The sequence below is a fragment of the Actinoplanes palleronii genome, from assembly GCF_016862315.1.
Classification (GTDB): Bacteria; Actinomycetota; Actinomycetes; order Mycobacteriales; family Micromonosporaceae; genus Actinoplanes; species Actinoplanes palleronii.
Window position 1 is genome coordinate 33,608 of sequence record NZ_BOMS01000093.1, and the last position, 18,695, is coordinate 52,302.

An 18,695-nucleotide genomic window follows, 5' to 3' on the forward strand; every position below is an offset into this window, starting at 1 on the left:
TCTGGAATCGTTTCCAGAACATTGTCAAGACGTTGCCGTCAGCGCTCCCGGCAGGCTGGTGGCGAGCTGGGCGCGGCTCGTCACGGCGAGTTTCTGGAACGCGTGGGTCAGGTGGGTCTCCACCGTCCGCCGGGTCACGAAGAGCTGATCGGCGATCTCCCGGTTGGTGTGCCCGAGCGCGGCCAGCACCGCGACCCGGTGCTCGGACGGGGTCAGCGCGCCCGGCCCGGTGACCACCGCGCGCCGGGGGCGGCCGCCGGCGGCGAGCAGCTCCTGCCGGGCCCGGGCCGCGATCAGCCGCATGCCGCCGCGGTCGGCCAGGTCGAGGGCCTGGGTCAGCGGTTCGCGGGCGGCGGCGCGCTGGTTGGTGCGGCGCATCGCGGCGCCGAGGTCGACCAGGATGCGGGCGTACTCCAGCCGGACCGGTGACCCGGCGAGCAGGTGCGCGGCCTGGGTGAGCAGCGGGATCGCCTCGGCCGGGGCGACCGTGCGGGCCAGGGCGCGCAGTCCGGCGCCCCGCGGGCCGGGCAGGCCGAGGCGGGCCGCGAGGCCGAGGTGCTCCTCGGCACGACGGCGGGCCGCCGGTGGGTCACCGAGGGCGGTCAGCGCCAGGCTGTCGTCGACCCGCCAGGAGGCGAGACCAGGATGGCGTACGCCCAGAGCGTGCCAGCTCGCGGCCGCCGCGGTCAGGTCGGCGTGCGCGTCGGCGGGGCGGTGCCGGGCCAGGTGCAGCCGGGCCCGCCGCTCCAGGAACATCGCGGTCCGCAGCTTGCCGGGCTCCGGCTCGCCGGTCATCCCCGCCGCGACCAGCGCCGCCTGCGCCGCGGCCGGCTCGTCCGCCTCGACCAGCGCGTCCACCAGCGGGAACAGCGCCCACACCACACCCGGCGCCGGGCTGTTGGCGAGTTTGAACTCGAACGCGAACCGGGCGTCGGTCACCGCCTCCCGCACCCGGCCGGCCTGCACCAGCGCGTGCGCCCGGATGAAGCTGCCGTGCGCGAGCGCGGTCATCCACCCCCGCGGGCGCGCCTGCTCGATCAGGGCGTCGCACAGCGCCCGTACGGTGTCCAGGTCCTCCGCCGCGACCAGGCCGAACTTGACGAATGTTGCCAGCAGCGAGTCGCTCTCCACGTCCGTCACGCTGCGCAGCAGGGCCAGCGCCTCGCGCGCCGGGCGGCCCTCGATCGTCGCCAGGTGACCGCGGTGCACGTTCCAGAGCGGCAGCGCCGACGCCGCCGCCCGCGCCGTGCGGTCGCGCGCGTCGGCGGCCTCGGTGGCGTCCAGCCACGCGTCGGCGACCAGTTCCGCCTCGAGCCGGTCGAGCAGCTCCGGATCCGCGCCGGTCGGGTGGTCCAGCACGCTGCGGCACAGGCGCAGCGCCTCGTCGGCGTACCCGGCCAGCCCCAGCGCCCGCGCCCCGGCCAGCGCGATCCGGGCTCGCTGATCAGGATCGGTCGCATGGTCAACGGCGTCGGCGAGCAACCGGCATGCCTGCGGCTGGACCTGCTCGGCGGCGAGAAGGCCGAGCCGACCGCGCAGCTCGGCCTCGTCATCCGTCCCGGCCGGCGGCTCGGCCAGCGCCCGCCGCAGGAACGTCGCGGCGTTCTGCGGCGCCCCGCGGCGCCAGGCCCGGTCGGCGGCCGTGCTCAGCGCGCTGACCGTGCTGGCCTCACCAGCGGGTTCGGTGCGCAGCAGGTGCAGCGCGACGGTCTCCGGATCGGCCCGCTCCCGGGTCAGCAGGCGCGCCGCCCGGGCGTGCCACAGTGCCCGCTCCCCCGGCGGCAGCCCACCGTAGATCGCCCCGGCCACCAGCGGATGGACCAGCCGGTACCCGTCGGTGCCGCCGGTCAGCAACCCCGCCACCCGCAGCCGATCCGCGAGCAGCACCGCCCGCTCATGGTCACAACCGGACAAGTCCCGGGCGTGCCGGAGCAGCGCACCCCGCCCGAGAACGGTGAACGCCCGCGCCAGCTCCGCGGCCCCGGCCGGCATCCGGGCGAGCTGGCGCTCCACGGCCCGGCCCACCTGCTCCGGACCGAAGTCGCGGAGCGGACCGGCGGATCGGGGCGCGGCGACCGCGGCGGCGACCGCGATCGGGTCGGCGCTGAAGTCACCGAGGCGCCCGATCCGCGCCGCGACGTCACCGTTGGGCGCCAGCCCCTCCGCGGCGAGGTGGCCGAGCAGCGCCCCGAGCAGGAACGGGTTGCCGGCCGTCGCCGCGTGACAGGCGAGCACGAACTCCGGCCCCGCCGCGGGCAGCCGCTCGCGCAGGATCAGTCGTACCGCGTCCGGCCGCAGCGCGGCGGGCCGCACCGGCGGGCCGGCCGCCGCCAGCAGCTCGGCGAGCAGGTCCGGTTCGGCCGGCGGCTCACCGGAGCGCACCGCGCACAGGATGCCCAGCGGCAGACCGGCCAGCCGCCGGGACAGCTGCCCGAGCCAGCGCAGCGACGGCGCGTCGGCCCAGTGCACGTCGTCGACGACCAGCACAGTCCCGGACCGTGCGGCGAGACCGCAGGTCAGCCACGTCAGCCCGTGTGCGGCGGCGTGCATGGCGTCACCGGTCGGCGCCGGCGCGGCCAGGTCGGCGTCCAGCGCTCGCCGGGCCGGCGCCGCGGCGCCCATCACCAGCGCGTCCCACTCCCGGCTCTGCCACAGCGGAGCGAACAGCTGCCGGGCGATCCCCCACCCGGCGTCGTGTTCCAGCGGACCACCCCACGCGGTCAGCACCCGCAGCCCGCTCGCCGCCGCGCGGCTCCCGGCCGCGGCCAGCAGACTGGACTTGCCGATCCCGGCCGGGCCGTCCACGACGATCACCGCACCGGCGCCCGCGCGCACCTGCCCGAGCCGGAGATCGAGCATCGCCAGCTCGGCATCGCGCTGCACCAGGGTGCGCGGCATGCCGCCGACCGTACGGGGTACCGGCCCCGCCCGTAACCTCGTGGTCGGATCCACGATTCAACCCGGCCGGCCGCCGCCGAGTCTCAGAGGATGAACACCACTGACTACGCGCTGGGCCACACGCCCGCCGAATACGACCGTGTCCGCGCCCAGGCCCGCCTCTGGGAGTCCGACACCGCCCGGCTGCTGGACCACATCGGCGTCAAGCCCGGCGCCCGCTGCCTGGACGCCGGGTGCGGGCCGGGCGAGACGATGCGCCAGATGGCCGACCGTACCGGCCCGTCCGGCACGGTCACCGGCCTGGACATCGACCCGGCGATGGGCGCGGCGGCCGAGGCCGCGCTGCACCGGGACGGCCACACCCAGTGCCACGTGCGGGTCCACGACCTGACCGCCGACGAACCGGTACCCGGCGGGCCGTACGACCTGGTCTACGCCCGGCTGCTGCTCTTCCACCTGCACGACCAGGCCGCGGCGCTGCGCCGGCTCTGGCAGGCCGTCGCGCCCGGCGGGCACCTGCTGATCCAGGACTACGACATGCGCACCGCGGGCGTCATGCCGCCGCTGGCCAACGCCGAGGCGATGACCCGCCTGCTGATCGACGCGTTCGGGCTGGCCGGTTGCGACGTGCACGCCGGCGCCCGGCTGCCCTACCTGATGGCCCGTTCCGGCGTCGGCGCCCCGGACGGCACCGACGTCGCCGGCCGGCTGGTGCCGATCGCGGCCGGCGCCCCGGTCCTGGAATCCGTCTACCGCAGCCTGCTCCCGCTCGCCCACGCACGCGGCCTGATCACCCCGGCCGCATCCGAGCAGGCCATCGCCACGCTGCACCAGGACACCGCCGAGCACCCCGACCGCTCCGTGCTGCTGCCGCTGCTGCTCGCGGCTTGGAAGCGCAGGTCCTGACCGCTTCGTTTTTTCCGGTACGACGGTGGAGCGCCCGTCCGCAGGCTACGAGCCGAGTCCCGTGGTGGCCTCGCGCGACGTCCGCGCCACCCCGGACCGCCCCGCGCCCCCGGCCCCCAGCTGGCTCTCAGGGCCGTTTCGGTACCCCGGACACGGCCCTGAGAGCCAGCCGAGACCGCCGCGCACGCACGGTCCCGGCTGGTTGTCAGGGCCGTTTTGATACCCCGGATACGGCGCTGAGAACCAGCCGAGACCGCCGCGCACGCACGGTCCCCGGCTGGTTGTCAGGGCCGTTTCGGTACGCCGGATACGGCGCTGAGAACCAGCCGGGACCGCCGCCACCCCGGACCGCCGCGCACGCCACGGTCCCCGGCTGGTGCTGGCGGCTGTCTCTCGGCTGTCGAGGCAGCCGTGAACACCAGCCGAGACCGCGACCGAGACGGACCGGTGCGCTGGTCGCGGTCCTGGCTGGTCCTCAGGGGTGTCTCCCCGCCCGGGAGACACCCCTGAGGACCAGCCGGGGACTCTGGGGCGCGCTGCGGTCCGGGGTGGTCGCGGTCTCGCGGGGTTGGTGGCCCGGGGCGGGGTTGGTGGCGCGGGGCGGGGTGCGGCTGGGGCGGCCGGGGCTGGTGGTCTCGGCCGGGGCAGGGGCGGTGTGGGTACGCGGTGCCTGTTCGCGGACGTCTGCCGCCCCCAGGTGGGCGATAGCAGTCCGCAGGACACGATTGCGTCCTGCCACCGCCCCGGACCCCGCAGATCGCGGACTGCCGCCGCCCCGCCAGTGCAGATCGCGGACTGCCGGCGCCCCACCAGTGCACACCGCGGACTGCCGCCGCCCCACCAGCGCACACCGCGGACTCCCGGCGCCCCACCAGCGCACACTGCGGACTCCCGGCGCCCCACCAGCAGACCGCGGGCTGCCCGCGGCGGCCCGCCAGTGCTGGCCGTGGACTGCCGGCGCGCTGCCGGTGACGGACGAGGACTCACGCTGCACACCGCCGGAGTTGGCCGGGGCGTCCGGTCGACATTGGGATAGGTGCTGGTGGGGGGTCTGCCTTCGTTGAGCGAGAGGGGGTGCGGGTGGGTGGGTGCTCCGTGTCGTACCGGAAAAGGACCTTGGGGACAGCGGTCTGGGACGTGCGGCGGGGTGGTGAGGGTCAGGGGAGGGCGCCGAGGCCGGCCAGGAGCTCGATGCGTTCGTGCTGGTCGAGGGCTTGGTAGATCGGCTCGTCGCGGCGGTTGGTCTCGTCCTCGAGGGCTTGGCGGTCCGGGCCGGCGGGCAGTGCCCGGACCTGGTCGACGGTCAGGCCGGCCGCCTGCCAGGCGGCGCGGTGGGCGTCGGCGCGGTGGTGGCGGAGCGCGCCCAGCCTGGTCGTCAGGCGGACCGCCGGGGACGCGTCCGGTGGCTCGTGGACCGGGGACAGCGCTCGGAAGGCCGGGCCGCCGGTGGCCTGACCGGCGTCCAGGAGGCGGCCGACCAGGTCGGCGAGCCGGGGCACCGAAGCGGGCCCGGGGAGCACGGTGTCGAAGGGCGGTCCGGGATTCCAGCGCTCGGCCGCGGTGTCGCCGATCGCCTGCTGCACGGCCAGGGCCACGGCCCGGCCGCGGTCGGTGAGGTGCCAGGTCCCGGCGGCGTCGACCTCCGCGATGCCCTGTTCCAACTCGCCGGTCATGTCCCCGGCGCCGTAGGTGGTCGCCGCCGCGAAACCGTCCGCCGGCATCGGGCGGGCCAGCAGGCCGAAATAGAAGCTGGACTCGAAGCCGGGCCGCAGGCCGTGCTTCGCGTAGACGGCCAGGACGCGCTCGCGGCCGGCCGCCCGGACCCCGATGTAGATCCGGTCGACGACCGGCCTGATACTCCCCGCGTAACTCATGACCGCCGAGGCTAGTCGCGGGTGCGGTGCGGGATCTGCCCCGGGCCCGGGCCGAACGGGTCAGGTGACGGCTGTCGGGGCCGATGGGGTGGGCATGGGTGCTGTGACGCGACCGTCGACCTGGCCTGCGGTCGTGTTGCGCGGGCTCGGGCCGCGACAGGCGGTGGCGGCCCGCCTGTGGATCATGATCATGATCGGTACGTGCACCGCGGTGTTCTTCACCGCCGCCCTGCTCGGCGACGGCGGGCTCGACCCGTTGCAGCTCGGGTGCGGCGTCGTTCTCGCGCTGTTCTGCCTCACCGTGCTCCTGCTGCGGCCGGAGCGCGCCGCGAGCCTCTGCGTGGCCGGGCCGCTGCTCGGCGTGGCCGGCGTCGTCGTGCTGGACCTGGGTACCGCCGACGCCGGGGTCACCGGGCAGATCTTCTTCACCATGCCGGTGCTCTACGCCGCCGTGCACCTGCGCGTGCCCGGATCCGTGCTGGTCACCGCGGCCGCGATCGGCGGCGACGCGATCGTGGTCGGCCGGCTGCTCCCCCTCGACCAGGCGCTCACCGACCTGGCGTTCACCGGCGGCATGCTGATCCTGATGGGCTCGGTGCTGACCCGGGCCATGGTCACCCAGCAACGACTGGTCGAGAAGCTGCGCCGGCAGGCGTCCGTCGACCCGCTGACCGGCCTGGTCACCCGGCGGGTCCTCGACGACGCGGTCAGCGCGATCTCCAGCGCCACCTCCGACGCGGGCACCGCTCTCGTCCTGATCGACGTCGACAAGTTCAAGACCATCAACGACACGTACGGGCATGCCGTCGGCGACGACGCGCTGGTGCACATCGCGGCGGTGCTGTCCGCCCGGTGCCGGCCGCAGGACGTGCTCGCCCGGATGGGCGGTGACGAGCTCGCCGTGCTGATGCCGGGCTGCAGCTACGAGACCGCGCTCGGCCGTGCCCGGGACTTCGTCCGGGTCATCCACGACGAGCCGCTGCCGCTGGCCGACGGGCGCAGACTCCCGCTGTCGATCAGTGCCGGAGCCGCGCACGCCCACCAGCACACCGGCTCGGCACGGGACCTCTACATCAGCGCCGACACCGCCCTCTACGCGGCCAAACGCGCCGGTCGCGGGCGGGTCGGCGAACTGACGACCTAGGGTTTCGGAACCCGGCCGGCGCGTTCCTGACACGCCGCAGCCCGGGCGGGTTCCGAAACAGGCCCTACGCCGCCGGGGCGAGCGCATTCTGCCGCACGGCCCGCATGGCCGTGGCCCACGTCTCCAGCTGGGTCAGCATGAGGGGCAGGAAGATGTCCTGGACGGCGCTCGGCGCGAGGGTGGGCTGCTCGGTGCGCCAGCCCTCGAAGTCGGTGAACGCGGACAGGCTCAGCGACTGCTGGACGTGCGCGATCTGCACCTCGCTGAGGATGCCGCGCAGGTGCTCGATCGCCCGGGCGCCACCGGCTCCCCCGTAGCTGACCAGGGCGGCGGCCTTGTTCGCCCACTCGTGGTAGAGGAAGTCGACGGCGTTCTTCAACACGCCGGAGACGGAGTGGTTGTACTCCGGCGTGACGAAGACGAACCCGTCGTAGCCGGCGACGGTCGCGGACCACCGCCGGGTGTGCTCCCTGGTGTATCCGGCCGGGCCGGCGACCTTCGCCGAGGCCGGCTCGTCCAGCAGTGGAAGCCCGGCGTCGGCGAGGTCGAGGAGGTGGTAGCCGGCGCCGGGCCGTCCGGCGGCCCGGTCGAGGACCCACTCGGCGACGGTCCGGCTCTTGCGGCCGGGGCGGGTACTGCCGGCGATGACGGCGATCTTGAGGTCGGCCATGGGACACCTCTCAGGTTCACGTGAACATTCATGTGAACCGTACCGGCGGATGACATGAACGTTCATGTGATTAGGCTCTCCGGTATGACGTCCGAGGAACCCACCTGGCTCACCGCGGAGCAGCAGCGGGTCTGGCGGTCGCTGCACGGTGTCCTGCTGCTGCTCCCGATCGCCCTGGACCGGCAGCTGCAGCAGGACTCGGAGCTCAGCCTGCTGGAGTACTACGTGCTTGCGGGCCTGTCCGAGGACCCAACGGGCGCGGCCCGGCTCAGCGACGTGGCCTTCCTGACCAACGCCGAGCTGTCCCGGGTCTCGCACCTGGCCGCCCGCCTGGAGAAACGCGGGCTGCTGGTGCGCCGGCCCGATCCCGCCGACGGCCGCTACACCAACGCGGTGATCACCGAGGAGGGCCGTGACCTGGTCCGCCGCGCCGCCCCCGGCCACGTCGCCACCGTCCGCAAGCTGATCTTCGACGCGCTGGGCGAGGCGGGGGTGCCGGAACTCGGTCGCGCGATGGACCGGATCGGGACCGCGCTCAGCGAGACCGACGTGCCCCGGATCCCGGGCGCGGGACGACGCCCGCCGCCCGGGTCGTGACCGGCGCCGCGGTCAGGCTCCGGCGCCGCCGTCGACCGGGACGATCGCGCCGGTGACCATCGAGGCCCGGTCGCTCAGCAACCACGCGGCCACCTCGGCGACCTCACGGGGCTCGGCCATCCGGCCGGTCGGGGAACTCGCGTTGATCTGCGCTTTGATCCCCGGGGTGGCCGCCTCCCACGCGTCGATCATCTCGGTCGCGGTGCCGCCCGGGGTGATCCCGTTGACCCGGATGCCCTGGCCGGCCCAGGTGACCGCGGCCGTCTCGGTGATGCTGTTCAGGGCGCGTTTCATCGCACCGTACGCGGGGAGCGCCGGGTTGGCGCGGCGGCTGCCGATGCTGGACGTGTTGACGATCGCGCCGCCGCCGGTGCCGCGCATCAGCTCGGCCTCGGCGGTCATCGCGGTCCAGTGCGCGCGGAAGTTGACCGTGAACTGCAGGTCGATGTCCTCGTCGCTGGTGGTGTCGAGGGGGCCGGGCTGCTGGATCGCGGCGGCGTTGTTGAAGGCGCCGTCCAGGCGGCCGTGCAGCTGGGCGACCCGGTCGACGGCGGCGCGGATGCTGCCACGGTCGGCCAGATCCATCGGTACGGCGTCCGCGGTGCCGCCGTCGGCGCGGATCTGTTTGACGATCTGATCGAGCGCGTCGGTGGAGCGGGCGGCGAGGACGACCGCGGCACCCTCGGCGGCGAAGAGCCGGGCCGCCGCCGCGCCGATGCCTCGGCTGGCGCCGGTGATGAGGACGACCTTGCCGGTGAGCAGGCCGATCGGGGCGGAGTCACTGTGCTGGGTCATGCCGACAAGGCTGCTGCGGGCCGGCGGCCGGATACAGGCACCAGTGGTACCAGGCTCGGCCGCCGGGTGCCGGGCACACTTGCGACATGGACAAGCAGGAGCTCGGGGCGTTCCTCCGGACCCGCCGGGAGCGGCTGCGGCCCGAGGACGCAGGGTTGCCGTCCGGGGCGCGACGCCGCACACCGGGGCTGCGCCGGGAGGAGGTCGCGGTGCTCGCACACATCTCCACCGAGTACTACGTGCGGCTCGAGCAGGGGCGGGCGCCACGGCCCTCGAGTGAGGTCCTGGCCGGGATCGCCGGGGCGCTGCGGCTCACCGGCGCCGAGTCCGATCACCTGCACGTGCTCGCCGGGACCGCGCCGAGCCGCACCGGGCTGCACCGGCGCGACGTGCGGCCGAGCATCCTGGCGCTGCTGGAACGGCTGCCGCAGACCGCCGGGCTGGTGACGTCCGCGGCGTTCGAGGTGCTCGCCTGCAACCCGCTCGCGGCGACGCTGATGGAGGACTTCACCGAGCTCGCGCCCCGCGACCGCAACCTGGCCCGCCGAGCGTTCCTGGAGCCGGGCCCGCTCTACGGCGTCAGCGACGCCTCCGAGTTCCGGCACCACGTCGTCATGCAGTTGCGGCTCACCCTGGCGCGGTACCCGTCCGATCCGGCGGTCACCTCACTCGTCGACGAGCTGCGCGACGGCAGCGCCGAGTTCGCGCGGCTCTGGGAGCGGCACGACGTGCAGGCCGCGCCGATGCTCACCAAGACGTTCCGGCACCCGGTCGTCGGCGAGGTGACGGTGGACTGCGACACGCTCACCCTCGACGACCGGGACCAGCACCTGGTGCTCTACACCGCGCCGGTGGGCTCACCCAGCGCCGAGGCCCTCGCGCTGCTCACTGTGCTCGGGTCGGAGCGGTGGCCTGTTTCATGATCCATTCGCGGATGCCGGGGAGGGTGTAGGCCACCTGCTCCGCCGAGCCGCCGGTGATGCCCACGACGTTGACGGTGGCCTTCTTCGCTTCCAGGGCGGCCACGTCGGTGGCGGTGGCGGTGCTCGGCCAGGTGGCGTGGGCGGCCGGACTCGGGGAGGCCGGGGTGGCACCCTCGTCGGCCAGGACCCATAGGGGCTTCTTCGGCAGCGTGGCGGGCCACCGGCCGGCCACGACATAGGCGGCGGCGAACAGGTCCGGGTGCGCGGCGGTGATGCCGAGCGCCATGGTCGCGCCCGTCGACTGACCCGTGACGTACCGCCGCGACTTGTCGAGGTTGTACTGCCCGGTGAGCGCGGTAAGCAGGTTCAGCGTGGTGCCGGCGTCGCCGCTCGCGGCGGTGGCGTACTGCGGGGCGAGCACGAACGCCGGGTTCTTCGCCTGGTCGGCGGGGCTCGCCCAGGCGACCGCGCCGAGGCCCTGCACCAGCGCGCCCTTGGCCCCGGCACCGGCCACGCTCGCACCGTGCAGGTAGAGCACCAGCGGGTACGCCTTGGCCGGGTCGTAGCCCTTCGGCACGAACAGGTTGTACGGCAGGGTCTGCCCGGTGGCCGGGTCCGCGAAGGACAGCTGCTTGAAGTCGTCCACGATCGGGCTGACCACCGAGCTGACCGGCACGGCGGTGTCGGTGGGCTCGAAGACCGTGCCGCTGACCGCGGTGACCGCGCCGACCTTGGTGACCGAGGTGGCCGCCATCGTGATCTTCGGTGCCGCGCCGCCCGAGGCCGGTGTCCACAGCGCGGCGCCCTCGTCGTCCGGGGACAGCTCGACGATCACGAACCGGCCGTCGGCGCCCTGCTCGGCGACCGCCGCGGCGGTGTTCGCGTACACCTTGGTCACGGTCCGGCCGTCGACGGTGAACGCCGCGGCGCTCAGCTTCGCGGTGGCGATCGGCTCGGTGAACTGCACCGCGACCGCGATGAACTTCTGCCCGTCGCCGTCGACCCGGGTGATCGCGATGGCGCTCGTGTTGGCGGCCACCGTGCCGGACTGCGCCGAGCAGGCCGCGACCCCGGAGAACATCAGGGCGCCCGCGACGCCCTTGAGCAGTGCTCTCCGCTGCATGAACCAGACCCTTCGTCGACGATCCGCCGAACAGACACTACCAACGAGTCGATCATGCACGTTTTGCGACAGTATTACCTTTACGCGCCGAGAGCAGGCATCAGGGCTTTTGCGGGATATGCGGGTGGAAAGTACGTTCCGTTGCGGTTGGCCAACCACGATCGTCACGACCGCCAGCTCGGAAAGGTTCCACCATGCGTATCGCACTCGCCACCGGCACCACCCTCCTCGCCACCCTCGCCGGCGCCGCCACACCGGCAAGCGCCGCACCGGCCCGGCCGCCGGTGCCGAGCGACGACATGGTCATCGACGTGGTGTCCGCGAACGGCTCCGGCTGCCCGCTGGGCACCGCGGCGGTGACCGTCTCGCCGGACAACAAGGCGTTCACGGTCAGCTACAGCGAGTTCACCGCGCAGGTCGGCGCGGGGGCCAAGCCGACCGACTTCCGCAAGAACTGCCAGCTCGGGTTGAACGTGCACGTGCCGCAGGGCTACACGTACGCGATCGCGAACACCGACTACCGGGGCTTCGCGCACCTGGAGCGCGGCGCGTCCGCGACGCAGACCGCGTTCTACTACTTCCAGGGCGAGCGGCAGACCACCAAGAGCCGCAACACGTTCACCGGGCCGGTGGACAGCGACTGGCAGCGCACCGACACCGTGGCGGTCAGCTCGTTGTCGTTCCTGCCCTGCGGGGAGCAGCGCTACCTCAACGTGAACACCGAGCTGCGGGTCGCGGCGGGCTCGTCGGACAAGAAGAAGACCAGCTTCGTCACGATGGACTCCACCGACGGGAACCTGGACACCGTCTACCGGGTCGCCTGGAAGAAGTGCTGACCACGGTGGGCTGAACCTAACGCGGCCCCTCCTCGTGGTGAGGAGGGGCCGCTGCCCGCTTCTACTCAAGCGCGCATCTGCAGGACCGGCAGCCGGTCAGCGGTTGCCGAAGTGACCCGGACCGCCGCGGTGCCCACCCGGACCCCGGTGGTCGCCGTCCCGGTGGTCGCCGCCACGGTGGTGGCCCGGCCACTGCGGACGGTACGACCAGTTGCTCGGCCAGTAACCGCCACGCCACCGGCTGTCCCACCGGTCGTCCCAGTCGTTGTCGTCGACGACCAGGGCGAAGGCGCCGCCCCGGAAGCCCACGCGAACCTGCACGCAGTCGTAGTCCTCCCAGGCGCCGAACCGGTCACCGGTGCGGCCGGCCTGCTCGCAGCTCCAGAAATCGCGGTAGTAACCGACGACCTCGTCGCTGCCCCAGCGGGCACCCTGGGTGCTCGCCGTCGTGGTGGTGTTCGCCTGACCCGCGGCCGGCGCGGCCTGGGCCGGGCCCGCCGCGAGCGTCGCTCCGGCGAGGAGGCCCATGCCTACCATGGTGAGCAGGCGCATCGTCTTTGTCATGTCTTTCCCTTCTTCCGCCTCCCCAGGACTGGACTAACCATCACAGAAGATGATCTGGAAGACTAAAAGGACATCTAGTACTTTCGGCTGATCTTGGGGACCAAGAAGTGGATCAAGGGATCGGCCGCCCGGGCAGCGGAAACGGATGTCACACCCGCGATTGACCAGATGACTTACGGGGCATGTCTATTCATGTGGCTCATCGGAGCCCACGCGAAGAGTGGAGGCTGACGATGAACACCACTCCGGTCGTGGACGAGCACGAGACGGACGACTTCCAGGTGGTCACGCACACCCTGGACGGCGTTTCCCTGATCCGGCTCATCGGCGACGTCGACCTGTCGGTGGCGGCCCGGCTGCGCACCACCTTCGAGACCGCGCTGGCGGCACACCCGTCGATCATCGTGGACCTGAGCCAGGTCGGCGCGGTCGACTCGGTGGGCCTGGGCGTGCTGGTCACCGCACGTCAGACGGCCCGCCGGCAGTCCGGTGACGTGCTGCTCGCGGCGGCGCCGGCGTTCTTCACGGCGGTCCTGCACGCGGCCCGGCTGGGCGCGGTCTTCACCACGTTCGCCACCGTCCCGCAGGCGATGACCGCCGCACTGGCCGGGACGACGTCACTCCACCACCACCCCGGAGCGTGACGGCGGAGCGCTGGTACCGGGAAAGGCCGTTTGCCGGGCGCGACCTCGGGTAGCCGCTGACCGTTCCGTCAGCACGTCCGCCGTCCGAAGGATCTCGTCAGCATGAATGCCAAGAAGCCCGTCAAGGCAGCGAAGAAGGCCGTGGAGAAGGCGGCCGGGAAAGCCCTCGAGGTCCCGGGTGCGCCGGGCAGCGCCCCGGAGAGCCTCGAGGAGCCGGTCACGCCCCGCGAGCCGCTGCCGCCGAAGCCGGAGCAGGGCTCGCCGCAGACCCGGACGCCGACCGGCGCGGAGACCGGTGCGCCGCCGGCCGCGAACGGTCAGCAGGGCGCGTTCCTCACCACCGCGCAGGGCGCGCGGCTGCGCGACACCGACCACTCGCTCAAGGCCGGGGCGCGCGGACCCGGTGCTGCTGCAGGACCACCACCTGCGCGAGAAGATCACCCACTTCGATCACGAACGGATCCCGGAGCGCGTGGTGCACGCCCGCGGCGCCGGCGCGCACGGCACGTTCACCGGCTACGGCACCGCCACGAAGCTCAGCCGCGCCGGGTTCCTGAAGAAGAACAAGCAAACCCCGGTTTTCGTACGATTCTCGACCGTCCTGGGGTCGCGGGGGTCGGCGGACACGGTCCGGGACACCCGCGGGTTCGCGACGAAGTTCTACACCGACGAGGGCACGTTCGACCTGGTCGGCAACAACATCCCGGTGTTCTTCATCCAGGACGCCATCAAGTTCCCGGACGTCATCCACGCCGGCAAACCGCACCCGGACCGGGAGATCCCGCAGGCGCAGAGCGCGCACGACACGTTCTGGGACTTCGTCTCGCTGCACACCGAGGCGCAGCACCACACCATCTGGAACATGTCCGACCGGGGCATCCCGCGCTCGTACCGGACCATGGAGGGCTTCGGCGTCCACACGTTCCGGCTGGTCGACGACGCCGGCGAGACGGTGCTGGTGAAGTTCCACTGGAAGCCGAAGCTCGGCGTGCACTCGCTGGTCTGGGAGGAGGCGCAGCTCGCCGCGGGCGTCGACCCGGACTTCCACCGCCGGGACCTGTACGACGCGATAGAAGCCGGCGCGTACCCCGAGTGGGAACTGGGTGTGCAGGTCTTCCCGGACACCCCGGAGGAGACCTTCGCCGGGATCGACCTGCTCGACCCGACCAAGTTCGTACCGGAGGAACTCGCGCCGGTGCAGCCGATCGGCTCGATGGTGCTGGACCGGACGCCGACGAACTACCACGCCGAGGTCGAGCAGGTCGCCTTCCACCTCGGTCACCTGGTGCCCGGCATCGACGTGACGAACGACCCGCTGCTGCAGGGCCGGCTCTTCTCCTACCTGGACACCCAGCTGACCCGGCTCGGCGGGCCGAACTTCCACCAGATCCCGATCAACCGGCCGCACGCGCCGGTCAACGACATGCTCCGCGACGGCATGCACCAGCACGCCGTGCACGGGGGTGTGGCGCCGTACCACCCGAACTCCCTCGACGGCGGCAACCCGGCCGAGGCCGGCGACGCCGACCACGCGTTCGCCGACGTACCGGTGACCGTCACCGAGGCGCCCAAGATCCGGCAGAGCCCGGCGTCGTTCGACGACCACTACAGCCAGGTCCGGCTGTTCTGGCTGAGCATGACGCCGGTCGAGCAGGAGCACATCATCAGCGCGTACACCTTCGAACTCGCCAAGTGCTACCAGCAGGCGATCAAGGAACGTCAGCTGCTGTCGCTGGCCAACGTCGACCCGGTGCTGTGCCGGCGGGTGGCCACCGGGCTGGGCCTGCCCGCGCCGTCGCCGATGATCGAACTGCCCGAGGTGACCCCGAGCCCGGTGCTGTCCCAGCTCGGTCAGACCTGGCCCGGCGACGGTCGTACGATCGGGATCGTCGTCGACCCGGACGGCGACCTCGGTGACCTCGAAGCGGTCCGCAGCGCGGTCTTCGCCGCCGGGATGGTGCCGCTGGTGATCGCTCCGCACGGCGGCAAGGTCGGCGGCGTGGCGGTGCAGCGGACGTTCGCGGCCAGCCGCTCGGTCGAGTTCGACGCCGTCCTGCTCGCCGGCGCGCCGGTACCGGCACCGGACGCGCTGCCCGCCCGTGACGCGAAGGCCGGCGGCGCCACCACCGTGGACCCGCGCGTGCTCCTGCTCGTCGAGGAGTGCTGGCGGCACGCCAAGGCCGTCGGCGCCTGGAGCGCCGGGGCCACCGTGCTGACCGAGACCGGGATCGCGGACACCCCCGGCGTGGTCACGGCGAAGACCGGCGAGGAGGCCTTCGCGGCCGTGCAGCAACTCCTCGGCGCGCACCGGATCTGGGAACGATTCCCGGCTCCGGTCGCCTGACCCGGACGGCCCGCACATCGCCGGACGGGGCCCGCCCCCGTCCGGCGATGTGAACGATCATCACGTTCGATCGTGATGTGGGGGTTTTCGATCTGAGCCCGGGGGCAACACCTGGCTCATGAGTTCCTTGCGGTTGCTGGCGCCCCCTGCGCATGCCGTGCAGCTGCTCACCTGGAACCTGACCAGTGGCGACGACCTCGGCGAGATCCGGGCCGAGATCCACCGGCACTTCGAGGACGGCCTGAGCGAGCTCGCCGGCCGGATGGCGCTGGTGGTCACCGAGCTGGCCGGCAACGCGCTGCGACACGGCCGGCCACCGGTCGTCGTCCAGGTGCTCCAGGACGCCGACTGCTACCTGCTCGACGTGGCCGACCACGCCCCGGAGCACGTCCCCCACCTCGCCGCGCCGACCAGCTCCGTCCTTCCCGGCGGCCGGGGGCTGCTGATCGCGAGCACGCTGGCGCAGCAACTGTGCTGGTATCCGGGCGATCGCACCAAGCACGTCTGGGCGTCGTTCCCCGCCCGGGACGAGCCGATGAGCTGACGTCGTACGAATGTGCTAGAAATGCCGGTTGTGACTACCCCTGTCTTCACCATCGCCCACCACGCGGAGCCCGATGGTGTCCTGCGGGTCTGCCTGGCCGGCGAATTCGACATGAGTGTCGGCGACGCCCTCTCCGCCGCGCTGCTGGAGGCGGCCGCCCGGCCGGGCGTCACCCGGGTGCTCGTCGACCTGGCACAGACCCGGCTGATCGACTCGCATGCCATCGCCGGGCTGGTCGCCGGGTACCAGGCCGCGACCTCGGCCGGCCGGAACTTCACCGTGGTCAACGCCCGCGGCCTGGTCCAGCAGGTCCTCGACATCACCGGGCTGTCCGAGGTGCTCTGCGCCCAGCCGTGACCGCGGCCGTCCGCCGGCGCGGTGGTCAGGCGGTCACGCCGGCGCCGCGGGCAAGCCCGGCCCGGGCGCGCACCAGCAGCCAGGAGAGCAGCAGGACGCCGGTGGCGGCCAGCGAGATGGCCGCGCCGGCCGCGACGTTCCACCGGGTCGAGGCGTAGAGACCGGCGAGCCCGCTGACCACGGCGAACAGCACGGACAGCCCCGAGGCCACCGCGAGCCGGTCCGACCACAGCCGGGCGGCCGCCGCCGGCGCGACGATCAGCGACAGCGCCAGGATCGTGCCGGCGGCCGGCACGATCGTCACCACGACCACCTCGACGGTCAGCAGCAGGACCACGTCCCAGAACCCGGTCGACAGCCCCGCCGCCTCCGCCCCGGCCCGATCGAAACCGGTCAGCAGCAGCGGCCTGGCACAGACGGTGAGCACCCCGGCCACCGCGGCCAGCACCACCGCCGTGGTGATCAGATCGGTGGTGTCCACCGTGAGGATCGAGCCGACCAGGAACGACGACAGGTCCCGGCTGAACCCGCTCTGCGTGGCCACCAGCGCCGCACCCAGCGCGAACCCGCCGGAGAGCAGCACCCCGGTCGCCGCCGCGGCGTCCTGACCCCGCCGCCGGCTCAGCGCCGCCACCCCCAGCGCCACCACCGCGCCGGCCACCACCCCGCCGAGCAGGATGTTCACCCCGATGATCGAGGCGGCCACCACGCCCGGGAAGGTCGCGTGGGTCAGCGCCATCGTGAAGAACGACAACCGGCGCAGCACCACCTGCACGCCGATCAGCCCGGCCAGCGCGCCGACCAGGACCACCTCGGCGATGGCGCGGTGCAGCACGTCATCCCACCAGTTCATGCGGTGAGCTCCTCTCCCGCTGGCGCGGCACGCGGACGGTGCGCCGCCCGCGCCACAGGCGGACCGGCAGCAGGGCCAGATAGGCCAGCACGAGCAGCAGCACCACCGACGACGCCGAGGTCAGCGCGACGCCGTAGTGCACCGAGGCGGTCCAGCTCAGCAGCAGACCGGCGTACCCGGCCGCGGCGACCAGCACGGTGCCGAGCACCGCCATCACCGCCAGCCGGTCGCTGACCATCCGGGCCGCCGCCGCCGGGACGATCAGCAGCGCCACCACCAGGATCGTGCCGACCGCGCGGACCGCGGCGACCACCACCAGCGCGAGCAGCACGTTGAGCCACAGGTCCAGCCGGCCGACCCGGAAGCCGGCCGCGGCCGCGCCGCCCGGGTCGAACGACCGGAACAGCAGCCCCCGGGCGGTGACCAGCAGCGCCACCAGGATCACCACCACCAGCACCGCGGTCTCGGCGAGCTGGCGTGGCGTCACGGTCAGCAGCCGGCCGAACATCAACGAGGTCAGATCCGAGGTGTACGAGGAGCGCCGCGACACCAGCACCACCCCGATCGAGAACATCGCGGTGAGCACCACGGCGGTGGCCGCGTCGTCGGACAGCCGGGCGCTGCGGGTCAGCACGGTCAGCGCCACCGCGGTGACCACGCCGGCCACCAGCGCCCCGGCGAACAGGCCCTCCACTCCCCCGGCGACGAAGCCGATCACCACACCGGGGAAGACCGTGTGGGTGAGCGCGTCGGAGACGAACGACAGCCCGCGGACGAAGACGAACACGCTGATCGGGCCGCAGACCAGCGCGAGCAGCACGATCTCGGCGAGCGCCCGGCCCATGAACGGCACCGCGAACGGCTCGATCACGGTTCCACCACGACCAGCCGGCCGTCGGCCACCTCGATCGCGGCGCTGCCGTACGCCTGACGCAGTGTCGCGGCCGTGAGCGTCTCGCCCACCGGGCCCACCGCCCACTGCCGCCCGTTGATCAGGCAGATCAGGTCGGCGAGATCCCGGGCGACCGCCAGGTCGTGCGTGCTGATCACCAGCGCGGTGCCGGCCGCGCTCAGCTCGCGCAGCACCCGGACGATCGCCTCCTGGCTGACCACGTCGACGCCGTTGAACGGCTCGTCGAGCAGCAGCAGGCGCGGCTCGGACACGATCGCCCGGGCCAGCAGCACCCGCTGGCGCTGGCCGCCGGAGAGCGCGCCGAACCGGCGACCGGCCCGATCGGCCAGGCCGACGCGATCGAGGGCCTCGTCCACCGCGCCGCGGTCGGCCGCCCGGGCCGGGCGCCACCAGCCGAGGTGCCGGTAGCGGCCCATCATCACCACCTGCCGCACGCTGACCGGGAAGTCGGCGTCCAGGGTGTCGGTCTGCGGCACGTACCCGGCCAGGCCGCGGGCCCGGGCCGGCGGGCGGTCCAGCACCGTCGCGGTCCCGGCGAGCAGCTGGGTCAGGCCGAGCATCGACTTGATCAGCGTGGACTTGCCGGCGCCGTTCGGGCCGACCAGGGCCAGCCGCTGTCCGGCGCGCAGGTCCAGATCGATGCCGGTGAGCACGGGTACGCCCTGGTAGCCCACGCTGGCCCCGGTGTATCGCAGTGCGGCGGACGCCAT

17 protein-coding genes and 1 pseudogene are annotated in these 18,695 nt (G+C 73.2%); 9 read left to right on the top strand and 9 right to left on the bottom strand.

Annotated elements, in window-relative coordinates; genetic code table 11:
* Positions 1-24: 24 nt before the first annotated feature.
* Positions 25-2,898 (bottom strand): ATP-binding protein, encoded by a 2,874-nt coding sequence (locus Apa02nite_RS29690; RefSeq protein ID WP_203827950.1) that lies wholly within the window; start codon positions 2,896-2,898, stop codon positions 25-27.
* 90 nt (positions 2,899-2,988) lie between these two features.
* On the opposite strand from Apa02nite_RS29690, the gene Apa02nite_RS29695 reads away from it, so the two are divergent.
* A complete protein-coding gene (locus Apa02nite_RS29695) occupies positions 2,989-3,804 on the top strand; it encodes a class I SAM-dependent methyltransferase (protein ID WP_203827951.1) in 816 nt (271 codons plus the stop codon).
* Positions 3,805-4,961: 1,157 nt separating this feature from the next.
* On the opposite strand, the gene Apa02nite_RS29700 is transcribed toward Apa02nite_RS29695, so the two are convergent.
* Complete coding sequence (locus tag Apa02nite_RS29700; RefSeq protein ID WP_203827952.1) at positions 4,962-5,678, bottom strand: hypothetical protein; 717 nt, start codon at positions 5,676-5,678, stop codon at positions 4,962-4,964.
* Positions 5,679-5,772: 94 nt separating this feature from the next.
* Here Apa02nite_RS29700 and Apa02nite_RS29705 point away from each other — a divergent pair, with 94 nt between their 5' ends.
* A complete protein-coding gene (locus Apa02nite_RS29705) occupies positions 5,773-6,822 on the top strand; it encodes a GGDEF domain-containing protein (RefSeq protein WP_203827953.1) in 1,050 nt (349 codons plus the stop codon).
* A 64-nt stretch (positions 6,823-6,886) separates the two neighbouring features.
* On the opposite strand, the gene Apa02nite_RS29710 is transcribed toward Apa02nite_RS29705, so the two are convergent.
* A complete protein-coding gene (locus tag Apa02nite_RS29710) occupies positions 6,887-7,492 on the bottom strand; it encodes an NADPH-dependent FMN reductase (protein ID WP_203827954.1) in 606 nt (201 codons plus the stop codon).
* Positions 7,493-7,576: 84 nt separating this feature from the next.
* Here Apa02nite_RS29710 and Apa02nite_RS29715 point away from each other — a divergent pair, with 84 nt between their 5' ends.
* Positions 7,577-8,089 carry a MarR family winged helix-turn-helix transcriptional regulator gene (locus tag Apa02nite_RS29715; RefSeq protein WP_239164662.1) on the top strand — a complete coding sequence of 171 codons (513 nt, stop codon included), beginning with the start codon at positions 7,577-7,579 and terminating at the stop codon, positions 8,087-8,089.
* 12 nt (positions 8,090-8,101) lie between these two features.
* On the opposite strand, the gene Apa02nite_RS29720 is transcribed toward Apa02nite_RS29715, so the two are convergent.
* Complete coding sequence (locus Apa02nite_RS29720) at positions 8,102-8,884, bottom strand: SDR family NAD(P)-dependent oxidoreductase (protein WP_203827956.1); 783 nt, start codon at positions 8,882-8,884, stop codon at positions 8,102-8,104.
* An 86-nt stretch (positions 8,885-8,970) separates the two neighbouring features.
* Here Apa02nite_RS29720 and Apa02nite_RS29725 point away from each other — a divergent pair, with 86 nt between their 5' ends.
* Entirely contained in the window at positions 8,971-9,807 is an 837-nt protein-coding gene (locus tag Apa02nite_RS29725) for a helix-turn-helix transcriptional regulator (RefSeq protein WP_203827957.1), read from the top strand.
* Here Apa02nite_RS29725 and Apa02nite_RS29730 read toward each other — a convergent pair.
* Entirely contained in the window at positions 9,770-10,930 is a 1,161-nt protein-coding gene (locus Apa02nite_RS29730; RefSeq protein ID WP_203827958.1) for an alpha/beta hydrolase-fold protein, read from the bottom strand. The two genes, Apa02nite_RS29725 and Apa02nite_RS29730, sit on opposite strands and share 38 nt — an antisense overlap.
* Positions 10,931-11,124: 194 nt before the next feature.
* On the opposite strand from Apa02nite_RS29730, the gene Apa02nite_RS29735 reads away from it, so the two are divergent.
* Positions 11,125-11,766, top strand: a complete 642-nt coding sequence (locus Apa02nite_RS29735; protein ID WP_203827959.1) for a DUF4360 domain-containing protein — start codon at positions 11,125-11,127, stop codon at positions 11,764-11,766.
* Between the two features lie 96 nt (positions 11,767-11,862).
* On the opposite strand, the gene Apa02nite_RS29740 is transcribed toward Apa02nite_RS29735, so the two are convergent.
* A complete protein-coding gene (locus Apa02nite_RS29740; protein WP_203827960.1) occupies positions 11,863-12,330 on the bottom strand; it encodes a hypothetical protein in 468 nt (155 codons plus the stop codon).
* A gap of 233 nt (positions 12,331-12,563) precedes the next feature.
* Here Apa02nite_RS29740 and Apa02nite_RS29745 point away from each other — a divergent pair, with 233 nt between their 5' ends.
* From Apa02nite_RS29745 to Apa02nite_RS29760, 4 genes and pseudogenes are all read left to right on the top strand, one after another.
* Positions 12,564-12,974 (top strand): STAS domain-containing protein, encoded by a 411-nt coding sequence (locus Apa02nite_RS29745; protein ID WP_203827961.1) that lies wholly within the window; start codon positions 12,564-12,566, stop codon positions 12,972-12,974.
* Between the two features lie 102 nt (positions 12,975-13,076).
* A pseudogene (locus tag Apa02nite_RS29750) lies at positions 13,077-15,318 on the top strand (catalase).
* Positions 15,319-15,436: 118 nt separating this feature from the next.
* Positions 15,437-15,862, top strand: a complete 426-nt coding sequence (locus tag Apa02nite_RS29755) for an ATP-binding protein (protein ID WP_203827962.1) — start codon at positions 15,437-15,439, stop codon at positions 15,860-15,862.
* Between the two features lie 30 nt (positions 15,863-15,892).
* Entirely contained in the window at positions 15,893-16,219 is a 327-nt protein-coding gene (locus tag Apa02nite_RS29760; RefSeq protein ID WP_203827963.1) for an STAS domain-containing protein, read from the top strand.
* Between the two features lie 25 nt (positions 16,220-16,244).
* Here the strand turns inward: Apa02nite_RS29760 and Apa02nite_RS29765 are convergent, their stop codons facing one another.
* The 3 genes from Apa02nite_RS29765 to Apa02nite_RS29775 are packed head-to-tail and all read right to left on the bottom strand — an operon-like array spanning position 16,245 to position 18,695.
* Positions 16,245-17,072, bottom strand: coding sequence for a metal ABC transporter permease (locus Apa02nite_RS29765; RefSeq protein ID WP_203827964.1), 828 nt, complete (start codon positions 17,070-17,072; stop codon positions 16,245-16,247).
* Positions 17,056-17,943 carry a metal ABC transporter permease gene (locus Apa02nite_RS29770; RefSeq protein ID WP_203827965.1) on the bottom strand — a complete coding sequence of 296 codons (888 nt, stop codon included), beginning with the start codon at positions 17,941-17,943 and terminating at the stop codon, positions 17,056-17,058. The genes Apa02nite_RS29765 and Apa02nite_RS29770 overlap by 17 nt, the downstream gene beginning before the upstream one ends.
* On the bottom strand, positions 17,940-18,695 hold the full coding sequence (locus Apa02nite_RS29775; protein WP_203827966.1) for a metal ABC transporter ATP-binding protein: 756 nt from the start codon (positions 18,693-18,695) through the stop codon (positions 17,940-17,942). Before Apa02nite_RS29775 ends, Apa02nite_RS29770 begins: the two co-directional genes overlap by 4 nt.